8 protein-coding genes and 1 pseudogene are annotated in these 16,978 nt (G+C 58.7%); 3 read left to right on the forward strand and 6 right to left on the reverse strand.

The window, feature by feature from the left end:
* Positions 1-31: 31 nt before the first annotated feature.
* Positions 32-2,752, reverse strand: coding sequence for a nitrate reductase (locus tag K5D32_RS02065; protein ID WP_260407124.1), 2,721 nt, complete (start codon positions 2,750-2,752; stop codon positions 32-34).
* Positions 2,753-2,778: 26 nt separating this feature from the next.
* A pseudogene (locus tag K5D32_RS02070) lies at positions 2,779-3,978 on the reverse strand (NAD(P)/FAD-dependent oxidoreductase); the annotation flags it as partial.
* Between the two features lie 366 nt (positions 3,979-4,344).
* Here K5D32_RS02070 and K5D32_RS02075 point away from each other — a divergent pair.
* The gene (locus K5D32_RS02075) at positions 4,345-5,370 is read left to right on the forward strand and encodes a quinone-dependent dihydroorotate dehydrogenase (RefSeq protein WP_221575903.1); all 1,026 of its coding nucleotides are present in this window, start codon (positions 4,345-4,347) and stop codon (positions 5,368-5,370) included.
* A 123-nt stretch (positions 5,371-5,493) separates the two neighbouring features.
* On the opposite strand, the gene rmf is transcribed toward K5D32_RS02075, so the two are convergent.
* Complete coding sequence (gene rmf, locus K5D32_RS02080; protein ID WP_074569014.1) at positions 5,494-5,709, reverse strand: ribosome modulation factor; 216 nt, start codon at positions 5,707-5,709, stop codon at positions 5,494-5,496.
* A 549-nt stretch (positions 5,710-6,258) separates the two neighbouring features.
* On the opposite strand from rmf, the gene rlmKL reads away from it, so the two are divergent.
* Complete coding sequence (rlmKL, locus tag K5D32_RS02085; RefSeq protein ID WP_221575902.1) at positions 6,259-8,511, forward strand: bifunctional 23S rRNA (guanine(2069)-N(7))-methyltransferase RlmK/23S rRNA (guanine(2445)-N(2))-methyltransferase RlmL; 2,253 nt, start codon at positions 6,259-6,261, stop codon at positions 8,509-8,511.
* A 76-nt stretch (positions 8,512-8,587) separates the two neighbouring features.
* Entirely contained in the window at positions 8,588-10,984 is a 2,397-nt protein-coding gene (locus K5D32_RS02090; protein WP_221599087.1) for a diguanylate cyclase, read from the forward strand.
* Between the two features lie 160 nt (positions 10,985-11,144).
* Here the strand turns inward: K5D32_RS02090 and dacB are convergent, their stop codons facing one another.
* From dacB to K5D32_RS02105, 3 genes are all read right to left on the reverse strand, one after another.
* A complete protein-coding gene (dacB, locus tag K5D32_RS02095) occupies positions 11,145-12,614 on the reverse strand; it encodes a D-alanyl-D-alanine carboxypeptidase/D-alanyl-D-alanine-endopeptidase (RefSeq protein WP_025260542.1) in 1,470 nt (489 codons plus the stop codon).
* A 308-nt stretch (positions 12,615-12,922) separates the two neighbouring features.
* The gene (locus K5D32_RS02100) at positions 12,923-13,267 is read right to left on the reverse strand and encodes a YggL family protein (protein ID WP_025260541.1); all 345 of its coding nucleotides are present in this window, start codon (positions 13,265-13,267) and stop codon (positions 12,923-12,925) included.
* Between the two features lie 63 nt (positions 13,268-13,330).
* Positions 13,331-16,975, reverse strand: a complete 3,645-nt coding sequence (locus tag K5D32_RS02105) for a transporter substrate-binding domain-containing protein (protein ID WP_221599088.1) — start codon at positions 16,973-16,975, stop codon at positions 13,331-13,333.
* Positions 16,976-16,978: the final 3 nt, after the last annotated feature.

Here is a 16,978-nt window from a genome sequence, read left to right on the forward strand (position 1 = left end):
TTTCTTTGCCTGCGATTTGATGAACCGATATTCAATCCGTCAGTACCACAGCGCTTATCAGCCTTTTTATTTCCGGCACACATGAGCCGCACTGGGTTGCGCAACCGAGCTGTGTTTTAAGCTGGTTCAAATCCAGACCGTTGTCTATTCCTTTCATGATTGCACTCTGACTGACGTTCTTGCAGTTGCAGAGGATCCTGTCGCGGGCCTGAGAGGCATTTTTGCCTGGTTCCGTGCTGATCGGAGCCAGCATCCAGCGGCGCAGTTGCTCGTCTACCCGACCTTGTAGCCAAAGATTCTGCAGCCAGTGCTGAGCGAGGGTTTCTCCTGCCAGGCGCAAGGCGGTGATGTGTCCGTCATCGAGGCGGATCCGCTTGCCGATGGCACGTTTGGGATCGTCGTAGGCCATGACCGGACCTTCATCGAGGCCCAGCAGGCGATCAATATCTTCCAGCAGCGAATGCTCAGGTGCCTGGAGATTGGCTGCCCTTATCACGAGTGCAGGGCGCTCGCGACCGATCAGTCCCAGGCTGACATAGGCAAATGTGTCAAACAGCGGGCGAAGCGCCGTCAGGTGGCTTTGCACATCACCTTCGATCAAGGCGAAGAATTGCCAGGGCAAGTCTGCTTTCTCGAGGCGTACCCCGGAATGTTTGAGTTCCGGTTGCCTGGACAGCGGGTCAAAGGCGGGTTGAGTCAGTACGTTGATGCCGCCCTTGAGAAACCGGTCGCCCCAATGCATGGGCAGGAATGCCTGACCCGGACGAACGCCGTCATCGCTGCTGACGGGCACCACCAGATCGCCACGACGGCTATGCAGATGAACCAGGTCACCTGATTCCAGCCCATAGCGTTGCATTTCTTGCGGGTGCAGGCCCAGCATGGCTTCGCTGACATGGCCAAACAGGCGGGCGGCCGTGCCGGTACGGCTCATGCCGTGCCATTGATCGCGCAATCGGCCGGTATTGAGCGTCAGTGGATACTGCGCATCGGGCAGCTCTTTGGCGGCGACATAAGCATCGCAGACAAACTGCGCCCGACCCGAAGTCGTCGGGAATACACCGTCACTGTAGAGGCGGGCGGTACCCTCGCGAGCGCCTTGTGGGAAAGGCCATTGCTGTGGGCCGAGGCGGTCGATGAGGTCGCGGTCGATGCCGGACATATCCAGATCGCGGCCCTGTGTCAGAACCTTGTACTCATCGAATAGCTGATCATGGCTGGTGAAGTCGAAGAGGGCAGGAGTGCCGGGTCGCAGCCTGCGTTCCAGGCGTTGCGCGAAATCCACGGTGATTGCCCAGTCGGGGCGTGCCAGGCCTGGAGCGGGAATGGCCTTGCGCACGTTGGAGATGCGTCGTTCCGAGTTGGTGACGGTGCCTTCCTTTTCTCCCCAACTGGCGGCGGGCAGCAGCAGGTCGGCGAAACGTGCGGTTTCAGTGGTCTGGAAAGCTTCCTGCAATACCACGAACGGACATGTACTCAGAGCCTCTTTGATCCTTTGCTGATCGGGCAGCGATTGGGCCGGGTTGGTGCAGGCGATCCATAGCGCTTTGACCTTGCCTGTGCGCAGTTGCTCGAACAGATCTATGGCAGGCAGGCCAGGGGTGGCTGGCAGCGTATCGACCCCCCAATATTCGGCGACTTCGGCGCGATGCTCGGCATTGGCGGCTTCACGATGGCCTGGCAACAGGTTGGACAGGCTGCCGGTTTCACGGCCGCCCATGGCGTTGGGCTGGCCGGTGAGCGAGAAGGGGCCTGCGCCGGGGCGGCCGATCTGGCCGGTGGCCAGATGCAGGTTGATCAGCGCGCTGTTCTTGGCGCTGCCGGCTGTGGACTGGTTCAACCCCATGCACCAGAGCGACAGGAAGCCAGGAGCCTGGCCAATCCAGCGGGCGCAGGCGCGCAGGTCTTCTATGGAGATACCGCAGGTTTCGGCGACGGTCTCTGGTGGGTAATCCCGAACCAGGTTTTCCAGTTCTGCATAGCCTTGGGTGTGGGCGTTGATGAAGCCGTGATCGGTGAAACCTTCGTTAATCAGCAGATTAAGGATGCCGTGAAACAGCGCAACGTCAGTGCCTGGCTGAATGGCCAGGTGCAAGTCCGCCAGTTCGCAGGTATCTGTGCGCCTGGGGTCTATCACGATGATTTTCATCTCGGGCCGACGGTTCCTGGCTTCTTCCAGTCGTCGGAACAGGACCGGGTGGGCGTAGGCCATGTTGCTGCCGACAATCATCACGCAATCGCTCAGCTCGATGTCTTCGTAACTGCACGGCGGTGCATCGGCGCCCAGGCTGCGCTTGTAGCCCACCACGGCCGAAGACATGCAGAGCCGGGAATTACTGTCGATGTTATTGGTGCCCACCAGTGCCCGGGCCAGCTTGTTGAAGGCGTAGTAATCCTCGGTCAGCAATTGCCCCGAAATATAGAACGCCACACTGTCGGGGCCGTGCTCCTTGATGGTATCGGCGAAGACATTCGCGGCATGTTCCAGAGCCGTATCCCAGTCGGTGTTGCTGCGGGCCAGGCTTTTGCTCAGGCGCAGTTGAGGATGAAGCGCCCGTGCCGACAGGTCGCCGGTCAAGTGCAGGGTCGAGCCTTTGCTGCACAGCTTGCCGAAGTTGGCCGGATGTTGCGGGTCGCCACTGACTCCGAGAATGTTCTGTCCGTCATGTTCGATCAGCACGCCGCAGCCAACGCCGCAGTAGCAGCAGGTGGATGCGGTGATCTGTGTGGTCTGGGTCGGGGCTTCCATCATGCGCATGCCGCCTCGTCGGTAGTCTGTTCGCCGAACATCAAGTGATTGCGGATGGTATCGATCCCGCGGTTTTCCCGGATCTGTTGCAGGTACCAGCTGCCGTCGGCGGTATCGCCATACAGGCAGGCGCCGACCAGCACGTCATTCTTGATGACCAGTTTTTTGTAGACGCCGCCCAAAGGGTCGCAGAGGGTGATGCTTTCGGTGCCTTCGCCCCCCAGAAAGTCGCCGGCAGAGAACAGGTCGATACCGGTGACCTTGAGTTTGGTCGAGCTCACCGAGCCCGGATAGCGGGCGAAACCCAACTGAGCAAGGTGATTGGCACAGACTCGGGCTTGCTCGAACAGTGGTGCAACCAAACCATAGGCGATACCGCGATGGCTGGCGCATTCGCCGATGGCATAGACCCGTGGGTCGTAGGTCTGCAGGGTGTCGTTGACCAGAATGCCCCGGTCGCAGGGCAGGCCTGATTGTGCGGCCAGTTCCATGTTGGGGCGAATGCCTGCGGCCATGACCACCAGATCGGCATCAATCACCGCACCGCCCTTGAATTGCACGGCTTGAACCTGACCCTGCTCATCGCCGAGAAAGGCCTCGGTCTGCTCGTTGAGACGAAACGCCAGGCCGCGCCGCTCCAGTGCCGCTTGCAGCATCTGGCCGCTGGTCTTGTCCAGTTGCCGCTCCAGCAGCCATTTGCCGTTGTGGATCACCGTCACGTCCATGCCACGCATCTTGAGGCCATTGGCCGCTTCCAGTCCCAGCAGGCCGCCACCGATGACCACGGCACGTCGGTGAGTGGTTGCTGTATCGATCATCAGTCGGGTATCGGCGATGTCGCGGTAGCCGATCACGCCTTTGAGGGTATTGCCGGGGACTGGCAGCACGAACGGGCGTGAGCCGGTGGCGATCAGCAAGCGGTCATAAGGGGCCTGGGTGCCATCCTCGGCCGTGACGATGCGCCGGAAGCGGTCGATTTTTACTACCCGACGGTTGAGCAGCAACTGGATATTGTGTTCCTTGTACCAATTCAGGTCGTTGAGCACGATGTCATCGAAGGTCTGCTCGCCGGCCAGTACCGGCGACAGCAGTATCCGGTTGTAGTTGGGGTGCGGTTCGGCGCCGAAGATGGTGATTTCGTAGAGGTCTTCGTTCAGCTTCAACAGTTCTTCAAGGGTGCGAACCCCGGCCATTCCATTGCCGATCATTACCAGTCTGAGTTTCGCCATGTCGCCTCCGAGGTCACGGCAGGGCCGTGCTCGATAAATTCTGCGCAAACAAAAAAGGCGTCTCGCCAGTTACCTGACGAGGACGCCTTTGTCCGGTCCCGTTCTCTCGGGAAAAGCAGCCCTCGTCGTTGAGGGGTGCAGTCTTGTGAATTACATGAAGGCGCTCATGCAGCGGTTGTGCCAAGTTGCAGGCAAGCCTGTCTGCGGGGCATTGAGGTGGATGCCGTGGCTGTTTGTGCACTGCCGTGAAGCGTTGCGCACAGATGGAGGGCGCAAAAGCACGAAATGCAAGCTTGCCTCGCGCCGGGGGCGGCACATGTCTATAATCGCGCCCTGAATTCAGCTTCCCACGAGCCTTGCCCGCCCATGTATAACCTGGCCCGCCAGTTACTCTTCAAACTTTCCCCGGAAACCTCCCATGACCTGTCGCTGGACTTGATCGGTGCCGGTGGTCGGCTGGGCCTCAATGGCCTGTTGAGCAAGGCGCCTGCGAAGTTGCCGGTCACGGTCATGGGGCTGGAGTTTCCGAATCCGGTAGGGCTGGCAGCCGGGCTGGACAAGAACGGTGCGGCCATCGACGGTTTTGCGCAGCTGGGTTTTGGCTTTGTCGAGATCGGCACCGTGACGCCGCGTCCGCAGCCGGGCAACCCCAAGCCGCGTATTTTCCGCCTGCCCGATGCCGAAGCCATCATCAATCGCATGGGTTTCAACAACCTGGGCGTGGATAACCTCGTCTCCCGGGTTCAGGCCGCGAAATACAAGGGCATCCTGGGTATCAATATCGGCAAGAACTTCGATACGCCTGTGGAACGCGCTGTCGATGACTACCTGATCTGCCTGAACAAGGTCTATGCCCATGCCAGTTATGTCACCGTCAATGTCAGCTCGCCCAATACTCCAGGCCTTCGCAGCCTGCAGTTTGGAGACTCCCTCAAGCAATTGCTGGAGGCGTTGAGCCTGCGTCAGCAGGAACTGACGCAATTGCATGGCAGGCGTGTGCCGCTGGCGATCAAGATCGCGCCTGACATGACCGATGAAGAAACCGTGCTGGTCGCCACGGCCCTGATCGAGTCCGGTATGGATGCGGTCATCGCCACCAACACCACGCTCAGCCGCGAAGGCGTCGAAGGTCTGGCCCATGCAGATGAAGCTGGCGGTCTTTCCGGTGCGCCTGTTCGGGAAAAAAGCACCCATACCGTCAAGGTGCTGGCTGGCGAGCTGGCAGGGCGTATGCCGATCATTGCGGCAGGTGGTATCACCGAAGGCCGGCACGCCGCCGAGAAAATCGCTGCCGGTGCGAGTCTGGTGCAGGTGTATTCGGGGTTCATCTACAAGGGCCCGGCGCTTATCCGCGAATCGGTGGATGCGATTGCAGCCATGCCTCGTAGCTGATTGCAGGGCGAAAAAAAGGGGCTCCTTGAGGAGCCCCTGGGCCGAAGCCCGCCGCCCGGATGGGGCGTGCATGGTATGGGTGTAAAAGTCAGTAGAAAGTTTGATGGACTGGCCGGAGGTTACCTATCCGACCGCGTGAAGTTCGTTGAGTCTGTGGATTCCCGCAGTGCCGGTCATACCGTCCCAGTTGTCGCCACGTCCTTCTCGCCAACCATTGATCCATGCCTGGCGTACTGACGGTAGAGTAAAAGGGCAAAGCTCACGGGATTTACCTGTAACGCCGTATTGATATCCGCGCAAAAATGCTCTTTCCAACGGATCACGCTTAAGTCTTCTCATAGGGTATTGCCCTCGTCTGTTGACTGTTATATCCCTGAAGACCTCTGTCGAGGTCGGGCAGAATTTTCTGCCGTTGGTGCCCGCTGCCGGCGTCGCGGGCCTTAGTGTCATTACCGTTGCAGTGATGACCTGTGTTGAGTTCTAACCAAAGCTTGAGACGGTGTGAATGATCGTTTTGTCATAAGCACGTCACATTTAGGTCTGTCGAGCGATAAGCGAGAAGGTGTTTCAAATTTGATTCTTGTCCTAACCCTGCTGAGTCGCGGGTTTCAGGCAGTAGTGAGACGGGCTCGCAAATGCGAGTAATGGCTTAATGCATTCAGTGGAAATTCGACGAAGGGTCGCGATGTGACTTTATTATTACCTACGTCGTAGGGTCCAATATTCACTTTTTCATCGTTACAAGACTGCCGTAATGACATGACAGGTTCATACGGTGGATCGGCACACATCATGTGCCACGCAGACGCTCTCCATGAAAGACGTCTGTTTTAAATCTGGTCGGGCAATGCGTTGCCCGCCGCTGACGGCTCAGGCCCTGGAATACTCATGTCGGATCGCTACGAACTTTTCCTCACTTGCCCCAAAGGCCTCGAAGGCCTGCTTGCCGAGGAAGCCACCACGCTTGGCCTTCAGGAAACACGCGAACACACCTCAGCCATCCGTGGTACGGCCGACATGGAAACCGCCTATCGGCTGTGCCTGTGGTCGCGTCTGGCGAACCGGGTGCTGCTGGTACTCAAGCGTTTTCCGATGAAAAACGCCGACGACCTTTACGAAGGCGTACTGCATGTCGACTGGCAGGATCATCTGGAAGCCGATGGCACTGTGGCTGTGGAATTCAGCGGTCATGGTTCGGGCATCGACAACACCCATTTCGGTGCGTTGAAGGTCAAGGACGCGATTGTCGACAAGCTGCGCACTTCCGATGGCCTGCGTCCTTCAGTGGACAAGATCAATCCTGACCTGCGGGTGCACCTGCGTCTGGACCGTGGCGAGGCAATCCTGTCCCTGGATCTGTCCGGCCACAGCCTGCACCAACGTGGTTATCGCCTGCAGCAGGGCGCCGCGCCGCTCAAGGAAAACCTGGCAGCGGCGATTCTCATCCGCTCCGGCTGGCCGCGTATCGCTGCCGAAGGTGGCGCTCTGGCTGACCCCATGTGCGGTGTCGGCACTTTCCTGGTGGAAGCCGGCATGATCGCCGCCGATATCGCACCTAACCTCAAGCGCGAGCGTTGGGGGTTCTCGGCCTGGCTCGGCCACGTCCCTGCGCTGTGGCGCAAGCTGCACGATGAAGCCCTGGCGCGTGCTCAGGCAGGCCTTGCCAGGCCACCGTTGTGGATTCGTGGCTATGAAGCCGATCCGCGTCTCATCCAGCCGGGCCGCAACAACATCGAGCGGGCAGGCTTGAGCGACTGGATCAAGGTCTATCAGGGCGAAGTGGCGACTTTCGAGCCGCGTCCGGATCAGAACCAGAAAGGCCTGGTGATCTGTAACCCTCCCTACGGTGAGCGTCTGGGCGACGAGGCGAGCCTGCTGTACCTCTATCAGAACCTGGGTGAGCGCCTGCGTCAGGCGTGTCTCAACTGGGAAGCGGCGGTGTTCACCGGCGCGCCGGATCTGGGCAAGCGTATGGGGATTCGCAGCCACAAGCAGTATTCCTTCTGGAACGGCGCTTTGCCTTGCAAGCTGTTGCTCATCAAGGTCCTGCCGGATCAGTTCGTCACCGGCGAGCGGCGTACGCCCGAGCAGCGCCAGATCGAGCGCGAGACACAGGTTGAAGAGCCGGTCGAAAGAAAGCTCAACAAGAATGGCAATCCAATCAAGCCGGCTCCGGTTGTGGTCGAACAGGCACGCTTGAGCGAAGGCGGGCAGATGTTCGCCAATCGTCTGCAAAAGAACCTCAAGCAGATGAGCAAATGGGTGCGCCGCGAAGGCATCGACTGCTATCGCGTGTACGACGCCGACATGCCCGAATATTCCCTGGCCATCGATCTGTACCATGACTGGGTTCATGTTCAGGAATATGCTGCGCCTAAATCCGTCGACCCGGAAAAAGCCTCGGCACGTCTGTTCGATGCACTGGCTGCGATTCCTCAGGCCTTGAACATCGACAAGAGCCGCGTGGTGATCAAGCGCCGCGAGCGCCAGAGCGGCACCAAACAGTATGAGCGTCAAAGTGCTCAGGGCCAGTTCCAGGAAGTCAGCGAAGGCGGAGTCAAGCTGCTGGTGAACCTGACCGATTATCTGGATACCGGTCTGTTTCTCGATCATCGACCGATGCGTATGCGCATTCAGCGCGAGGCTGCGGGCAAACGCTTCCTCAACCTGTTTTCCTACACGGCCACGGCCAGCGTTCACGCTGCCAAGGGCGGGGCGCGCAGTACGACCAGTGTCGACCTTTCCAAGACCTACCTGGACTGGGCGCGGCGTAATCTGTCGCTCAATGGTTTCTCCGACAAGAACCGTCTGGAGCAGGGCGATGTGATGGCCTGGCTGCAGGCATGCCGTGAAGAGTACGACCTGATCTTCATCGATCCGCCAACGTTCTCGAACTCCAAGCGCATGGAAGGGATCTTCGATGTGCAGCGCGATCAGGTCGAGTTGATCGATCTGGCCATGGCGCGTCTGGCACCGGGTGGCGTGCTGTATTTCTCGAACAACTTCCGCAAGTTTGTGCTGGACGAGAATCTTGCCCAGCGCTATGCGGTCGAAGAAATCACCGCCCAGACCATTGATCAGGATTTTGCGCGCAACAGCAAGATCCACCGTGCCTGGAAGATCACGACGCGCGTGAACTGATTCTCTTTATTCGGGCTAGGCAAATTACTAGCGAATAGCTATAAGAGAATAATGGCCAGCGTCACGGGTTCTAAGTATGGCGGCGAAACAGTTCCGGCCCAGAATTCTGGGATTCATCAGTGAACAGGCCTCTGCATGGTTGGTTGCGGCGCTGGCTTTTGCCGCCGGCGCCGCACTTACCGTGATGCTGGCACTGGCGAACCTGGAGCTGTATCAACGCCAGTTACGCCAGCGTTTCGACCTTCTGGCAGGTGAGCGTTTCAGCCGTATCCAGGAGCGGCTGGATGGTCAGGTCAAAAGACTCGATACCCTGCGCCGCTTCTTTCTCTATTCCGAAGAAATCACTCGCACCCAGTACGAGGGTTTTGTCGGCCCTATGCTGGTAGGCACCCAGGCTTACACATGGACGCCTCACGTCACCCAGGTTCAGCGTGCGACCTTTGAAGAAAGTGTCCGTCAGGCTGGAGTCAAGGATTTCGCCATACGAGAGCTCGACGGGAATGGCGTGCTGAAAACAGCCGAAGTGCGCGACGAATACTTTCCTGTCGTGTTTATCCAGACCCTCAGTAAAAAACCTCCGCCTCTGGGCTTCGATGTGAACTCCGAGCAGATCCGGCACTTGTCCATTGAGCGTTCCCGCCTGCGTGGCAGCATCGTGGCGACACCGCGGGTGGATCTGGTCAGTCTGAGCAAGACCGATACCCGGGGGGTGTTACTGATGGCGCCCGTGTATTCGCCGGTTGCCGCCATTGATGCTCCCACTCCGGTCTTGCGCGGCTTTGTCATGGCAATCATCAGCCTCGATCAAATGATGAACGAGGGGTTGCCCAGTCAGGACAATCTGGCCATGAGCATGCTCGACTTGAGCTCGGCCGGTGAGCCCGATCTGCTGTACCGTTCCGCAGGTGTGGCGGCCGAGAGTGATTTGCATCTCAGCACTCTGCTGAGCATGGGCGATCGTGATTATTTGCTTGAGGTTCGTCCCACTGACGCCTTCATGCTGAGCAGTCCGCCGATGGCCGGCAGCCTGGCATTGCTGGGTGGTCTCCTGAGCCTGATGCTCAGTGCCTTGCTTTACAGCCTTGTCAGCCAGCGCCAGCGAGCCTTGCACATGGTTGAGCAGCGGACCCGCGAGTTGCGTCAGCGCGAGCAGCAATTGCGCGTGACCCACGGACAACTGCGTAATGTGCTCAACTCCGCGACTGAAGTGGCGATCATTGCCACTGATCTCAACGGCGTCATCACGACCTTCAACGTCGGTGCGCAGAAAATGCTGGGCTACACGGATGAAGAAGTGCTTGGCACATTCAGGCTCAAGGATCTGCATCGGTTGTCGGAACTCGAAGCTCATGCCAAGGGGTTGAGTGAGCTTCATGGACGCCCGATTACCGCTGCCCAGGCCATGTTCGTCGATGCCACGCAAGAGGGTAGCCATCCTTCCCGGGAGTGGACCTTCCTGCGACGCGATGGCAGCACGCTGGTGGTGAACATGCTGATCACGGCGGTGCGAGACGATCAGGAGCAATGGATCGGTTACCTGGCTGTCTGCCTCGATATCACCGAGCACAAGCGTGTCTACGAGGCGCTTGAGGCACGTGACCAGTTGCTGAAGAAACTCAGCTCTCAGGTGCCGGGCGGTATATATCAGTATCGCCAGGATGCCGATGGCAGCTCACGTTTCACCTACGCCAGTGTCGGCATGTGCGAGCTCTTTGAGCTGACCGAAGAAGAGTTGCTCAAGGATGCCGAGGTTCTGCTCAGGCGTACGCATCCTGCCGATATCATGCGTTTGCGCGATTCAATCCGTATCAGTGCCGAGCAGTCCTCGCCCTGGAGCGAGGAGTATCGCATCGAGCTGCCACGCAAGGGGCTGCGCTGGGTGCGAGGTGCCGCCACGCTGGAGTGTCTGCCCGGTGGCTGCGTGCTCTGGCATGGATTCATCTCGGATATCTCCGATCTCAAACGGGTCGAGCAGGAGTTGCGGGCACTGTCGGTGACTGACGTACTGACCGGTGCCTATAACCGTCGTTACTTTCAGGACAGGTTGCAGTCCGAACTGGCGCGCATCAATCGGCACGGCGGTTACTTGTCGGTCATCATGCTGGATATCGACCACTTCAAGCGCTTCAACGACAAGTACGGGCATGCGGTCGGCGACTCGGTGCTTCAGGCCATTTCCAAAAAGATCAGCCAGCGGCTGCGCTGTGATGATGTGTTTTGCCGTATCGGCGGGGAAGAGTTCGTCGTGTTGTGCCCTGGGGCTCAGGCACCGCAAGCCTACCAACTGGCTCTCGGTTTGCGCGAGGCCTTGCGCAGCCAGCCGCTGGATACGGTCGGGCAGGTCACTGCCAGTTTCGGTATCGCCAGTTGGCGGCCCGGAGAGAGCGTGGATGCGCTGCTGTTGAGGGCTGACTCGGGGGTTTATGCTGCCAAGCAGGCGGGCAGGGACCGGGTCGAGCAGGAGCTCGACTAAGGGCCACACAAAACCGTGGGGATTTATCCGCGAGTTGTTTCGCGAATGTCACAAATCTGTGGGTGCGAATTCATTCGCGAAGGGCTCGTACATCCGAGGAAAATGTATCGCCTCCAATGACGTCTCGCGAATGAATTGCTCCTGCCGGTAACGTGGCAACTCAGGGCTGCAGGATGGAAACCGTGCTGTTGTTAAGTTTCGGTTGGCGATACAGATCCACCAGCACCTCGTCCAGAATCGATGACGCACCAAACGGACGTGGGTCGTTGAGAATCGCCACCACCGCCCAGGTATTGCCATTGCTGTCACGGCTGAAACCGGCAATGGCCCGCACGGTATTCAGCGTGCCGGTCTTGATGTGGGCTTCGCCCAGAAGTGGCGTGCGTTTCAGGCGCTTGCGCATGGTGCCGTCCATGCCCACCAGAGGCATTGAACTCATGAACTCGGCAGCGTACGGGCTGCGCCATGCGGCCTGCAGGATGATTGCCATTTCACGGGCGCTGACGCGCTCGGCACGGGACAGGCCCGAGCCGTTTTCCATGACCAGATGCGGTGCGGTGATGCCTTTTTTCGCCAGCCATTGACGGATCACCCGCTGCGCGGCTTTTGCGTCATCGCCGTCTGCATCATTGCGAAACTCTTGTCCCAGGCTCAGGAACAGTTGTTGAGCCATGGTGTTGTTGCTGTATTTGTTGATGTCGCGGATCACTTCAACCACGTCCGGCGAGAAAGCCTTGGCCAACAGCTTGGCGTTGCCCGGCACGACATCGACACGGTCCTTGCCCAGGATGCTGCCGCCCAGTTCCTGCCAGATGGCCCGTACCGCACCAGCAGCGTAGGTCGGGTGGTCGAGCAGCGAAAGGTAGGTCTGGGAGTTACAACCATTGCCCAACTGACCACTGACCGTCACATTGACGCTGCCATCAGGTTGTGGCACCGGGTTGTAGCGTACATCGCCAGTGCATTGCCTGGACGCCAGCGCTTTGACCTGGTTGTCGACACGAATGCTTGCAATGGGCGGCTCGACAGAAATGCGGATCTTGCCGTCATCGTTACGGGTGACGAAGCGCAAGGCCTTGAGGTTGACCATCAGCGAGTCGGGCTTGACCAGAAACGGCTTGTTATCGTCATTGCCGTCATCATTGAACTCGGGCAACTGTGGCTGCACGAAATGACTGCGGTCCAGCACCAGATCGCCCGTCACCTGCTGTACGCCATTGGCGCGCAGGTCACGCATCAGCAACCAGAGCTTTTCCATGTTGAGCTTGGGATCGCCGCCGCCCTTGAGGTACAGGTTGCCTTGCAGAACGCCATTGCTCAGGGTGCCGTCTGTGAAGAATTCGGTTCGCCACTGGTGAGTCGGGCCGAGGATTTCCAGCGCGGCATAGGTGGTGATCAGCTTCATGGTCGATGCCGGGTTCACGGAAACATCGGCATTGAAGACTGTCGGGGTGCCAGGACCGTTAAGCGGCAGCATCACTACCGACAATGCATTGTCGTTGAGCTTGCTGGCCTTGAGGGCTTGCTGGACCTTGGGGGGAAGAGTGGTATTGATGACGGCTGCATGTACAGGAAGTGCCAGAGGCAGGAGAAAAGAGGCGAGAAGCAGTGGACGCAAAGATTTGATCATCAAAAAAACCCTACAGCAAAGAAGGGGAACAAAAAGAGGGCATGGATGAATTCCCTCGGTAACAATGATAGACGCCTGAGGCCGAACGGTAATAACACAAGGCCAGCGCTGTAACAGAACGGCATTATGCCCGAAGCCGGGCCTGCGTGGGTGTTGCATGGGGTTGTAACAGGATTTTTTTGTTGTAGGCAAAAAGTCAGTGGACGGTTGTGAAAGCCTTCTTTGTGTCCCGGAAAAACAAATGCCCCGACAAGTCGGGGCATTTGTTTGAACGTCACAGAGCGGTGTTCACACCGTCTGCATCTGGATCATGCAGCCGGATTGATCGGCTTTTCTGGATACCAGGCGTCCAGCAACGGGCTGACTTCAACCTTGACCACTTCGCTGCGGCCTTTGAGCCATGCTTCTACAGCAGCGCGTTGCTCTTCGGTGACCGAACCGCGATCAGCCAGGCAAACCAGGCCGTAGTCATCGCCACCAACGTAGTCCAGACCGTTCGCGTCCATGGCTTCTGTCAGGAAAGCGTCCAGGAAGGCATCAACAGCCTCGTCATCCAGATCTTCTTTGAATTCCAGATTGAGCTCGAAGCCCAATTCCTGGAACTCGTCCACACAGAGCTTTTTGCGCAGACGACGGGAGCGGTTAGTGGCCATGAAGCGATCCTCTTAGGTAATTTCGGGGCGCAGTCTACCAGTTAAGCGGTGACGGTGCCTGTTTCACTGTTGCTTCCCTTTCTCTTCTTGCTCTGGGTCTTCTGGCTGCTGGCTGATCAGCGCCTTTTCGAGATCAAGCATGGCGGCGTTCAGTTCCCTGTAACAGTCCTCCAGGACATGGGGTTCCGCACCCGGCGAGCAGGCATGCTCAAGGGCCTCGCAGCTTTCGATCACCCGCGATGCGCCAATGATTCGTGCTGCACCCTTGATGCGATGAGCCATTTCGCCAATGTTTTTGTGGTTTCCACGGGTCATCAGGTCACCCAGGGCCTTGCGGTCCTCCTGGCTGCTGTGCAGCAGTTGCGTGAGCAGGCGCTGCATCATTTCTGTCCGGCCTGCGGTCAGGTTGCTGAGACTGTTCAGGTTGAAGGGGGTGGCAGGTGCAGAGCGTACGGGGATCCTGGCCAGTCGCTCGCTGAGGGTCGTCAGGCCGATGGGCTTGAACAGGCAGTCGTCCATGCCTGCTTCAAGGCAACGCTGGATTTCCTCGGGCAAGGCATTGGCGGTGAAGCCCCAGATGATACAGGGGGCAAGGTTTTCGCTGTGTTCATGGGCTCTGATGGCGCGGGTGAGGTCATAGCCATTCATGACCGGCATATTGCAGTCGGCTACCACCAGATCGAACGGTTCGGCCCGCCAGCGCTCGAGCCCCTGGGCTCCCTGTTCGGCCATTTCACAACGATGGCCAAGAAAACCCAGTTGCTGACAAAGCAGCAAGCGGTTGGCGGGATGATCATCGACGATCAGGATGTTCAAGGGCGTGCCGGGAGGCAGTGAGTCTTCTTGAACAGGTGTGGCGATGGCCAGCGGTTCCAGAGTGGTCAGCTCCAGGGTCATGTGAACCTGGGTTCCCCGGCCCGGCTCGCTATTCAGGGTCAGGGTGCCGCCCATCATCTGGCAGAGGCTGCGGCAGATCACCAGCCCCAGTCCGGCACCGGTACGCGCCATGCGTGCCTGATTATCGGCCTGGGCAAAAGGCTCGAACAGACGACGCTGATCTTCGGCGCTGATGCCGATCCCGCTGTCCTGCACGGTCACGCTCAGGTGCATTTGCTGATGGCTGGAGCCGTTTGCTGCCTGCAGGGTGACGCTGACCTGGCCCTGCTGGGTGAACTTGATCGCGTTGCTGATCAGGTTGGACAGGATCTGCTTGAAGCGCAGCGGGTCGATCAGGACATCGGTGTTGGTCCGGCTGTCGAGCTCCAGCACCAGGATCAGGTTTTTCTGCCGGGCCAGACTCTCGAATACCCGGGTGACAGACTCCACCAGTTGCCGCAGATTGGCTCGCTCGGGGCTCAGGGTCAGGCGTCCGGATTCGATGCGGGCGATATCGAGGATGTCGCCGATGAGATCCAGCATGTCCTTGGCCGAACTGTAGGCGACTTCGATGGCGGAACGTTCCAGAACACCCTGGTCGGCACGTTTCAGGGCCAGCTCCAGCATGCCGATGACAGCGTTCATGGGCGTGCGTATTTCGTGGCTCATGGTTGCGAGAAAGGTACTCTTTGCCCGGTTGGCATCGTCGGCCTGTTCCTTGGCCGACTGCAGTTCTTCGATCAATTGTCGACGTTCGCTGATATCGATCCATCCGCCGATGATGCCTTGCACGTGTGCCAGGGAGTCGCGAAACGGCAGGATCCAGTGGTAGATGGTCAGTTGGCGTTCGCCGATATGCAGTGTCCGGTCGAGAATCAGGGGCGTGCCGCTGGCCATGACGTGCTCGTAGTCGGCGGCGTACTCGCTGGCCTCGTATGCGTTGCTCAGTACGCCTTCGGTAGCGCTTTTGCCAATGATGTCTTCACGATGGGCTTCGAAAACAGCGAGGTAGCTGTCGTTGCACATGCGCAGCAGGCCTTCCCGGTCACGCACGTAGATCGGGTGCGGCGTGCCGTTGACCAGCGCGCTCATGAATTCAAGCTGATCGCCCAGTGCCCGCTCTGCCGTTTCGCGCTGTTTTATCTGGCGGCGCATGTAGGCATTCCAGACCAGCAGACCGAGCAGAAGCAGGCCTGCACCGGCCAGGATCTGATAGATGAGGCGCTGGTAGTTGTGCCAGTTGCCACCGACAGGGGTATACGAGCGCCAGCGATTATTGATGATTGCCAGGTCCTGTGGCGCAATACTCGCTAGTGCCTTGTCGAGAATCGAGCTCAGTTCCCGTGCGTTACGTGAGGTGGCCATCGAGATCAGGGCAGGGTCCTCGCCAACGGTGGCGGTAATCTGCAGTTGTCCCTCGAAGACGCCGGAAGACAGGAAGTAATTGGCGCTGAGCAGGGATGTGACTGCGCCTTCCACCTTGCCTGTGGCCAGCATGTCCAGCGCCTGGAACGGATTGTCGATTTCCACGATGACGATATCGGGGTGTTCGCGTCGTAGCCATTGCAGTATCGGGCTGCCCTGGATGACTGCGATATTCAGGTTGTCCATCTGTTCCAGATAAGTCGGGGCTTTTTCACCCTTGCGGGTGATCAGGACAAAGGAGTTGTCGATGTAGGGGCGGCTGAAGCTGAACCGGTCTCCACGCTCATCACTCGACACCATGGCACCGATCATGTCGGCCTGGCCCTGAGCAACCTGATTCATCATGTCGCTTGAGCTGGATGCCCGTATGACCTCGAATCGCAGGCCGGTTCGCAGGCGTATCAGCTCAAGCAGGTCGGCAGTGATGCCACGGAAATTGCCGTTGGCATCGTAAAAGGTCAAGGGTGCATAGGTTTCGTTGACTACGACCCGTACTGTCGGATGCCGGGTAATCCAGCGCTCCTCCCGTTGTGTCAGTTGCAGCTTCTGGTCGGTCAGCAGCATGTCGCTGCCAGCGCCCCAGCGTTTGGAGATGTCGATGCGCTCATCCACCGGGATGGCCTTGAGTGTCTGGTTGACGATGTCCAGCAACTGCGTGTTTTCATGGCTTGTGGCAAAGCTGAAGCCGTTGGCTTCGTGCTTGCCGAAACTGGCCATTTTCACATTGTTCAGATAGCCCTTGTTGATGATGTATTGCGTGGAAATGGTGTCGCCGAGGAAGACATCGGCCTGATTGAAGGCCACGGCATTGATGGCGTTCTGAAAAGAGGGGTAGGTCTGCAGAATGGCTTCGGGGTAGAGCGCCTGGACATCGGCCAGGGGCAGATAGTGATAGACCATGCTAAGGCGCATGCCCTTGAGGCCATCGGTCAGTGAGCGGGTATCGCCGGTGCGCACCAGCAGGACGGGTTGGTCCACGGCGTAGGGTGTTGACAGCTTGATGCTGCGGTCCATGGCCTCAAAGCCATTGGCGCTGCCCAGCAGGTCTATCTGGCCGGTTATGAGGGCGTTCATCGCGGCTTCGCGGTTTTCGAAACGCTGGACCTTGAGGGGGAGGTCCAGTGCCCTGGAGATGATGCTGGCGTAATCGGCCGTGATGCCTTCGTAATCATTGCCGGAAATGGTGATGTCGAAGGGCGGGTAATCCGGCGCCGATGTGCCGAGGACCAGTTCACGCTTGCTGCGCACCCATTGCCACTGGGCGGCGTCTAGCTTCACATCCATGTGAGCCGGGTTTGAGCGGCCGAGCAGCGTGTAGTGATCTGCTGCCTCAAGGTTGGTGTATGTACCCCAGCCCAGGCATAGGCTCGTTGCCAGTATCAGAAAGTTTTTCAAGCGCTTGGGCATCCG

This window comes from Pseudomonas cichorii, assembly GCF_019719005.1.
GTDB classification, from domain to species: Bacteria; Pseudomonadota; Gammaproteobacteria; order Pseudomonadales; family Pseudomonadaceae; genus Aquipseudomonas; species Aquipseudomonas cichorii_E.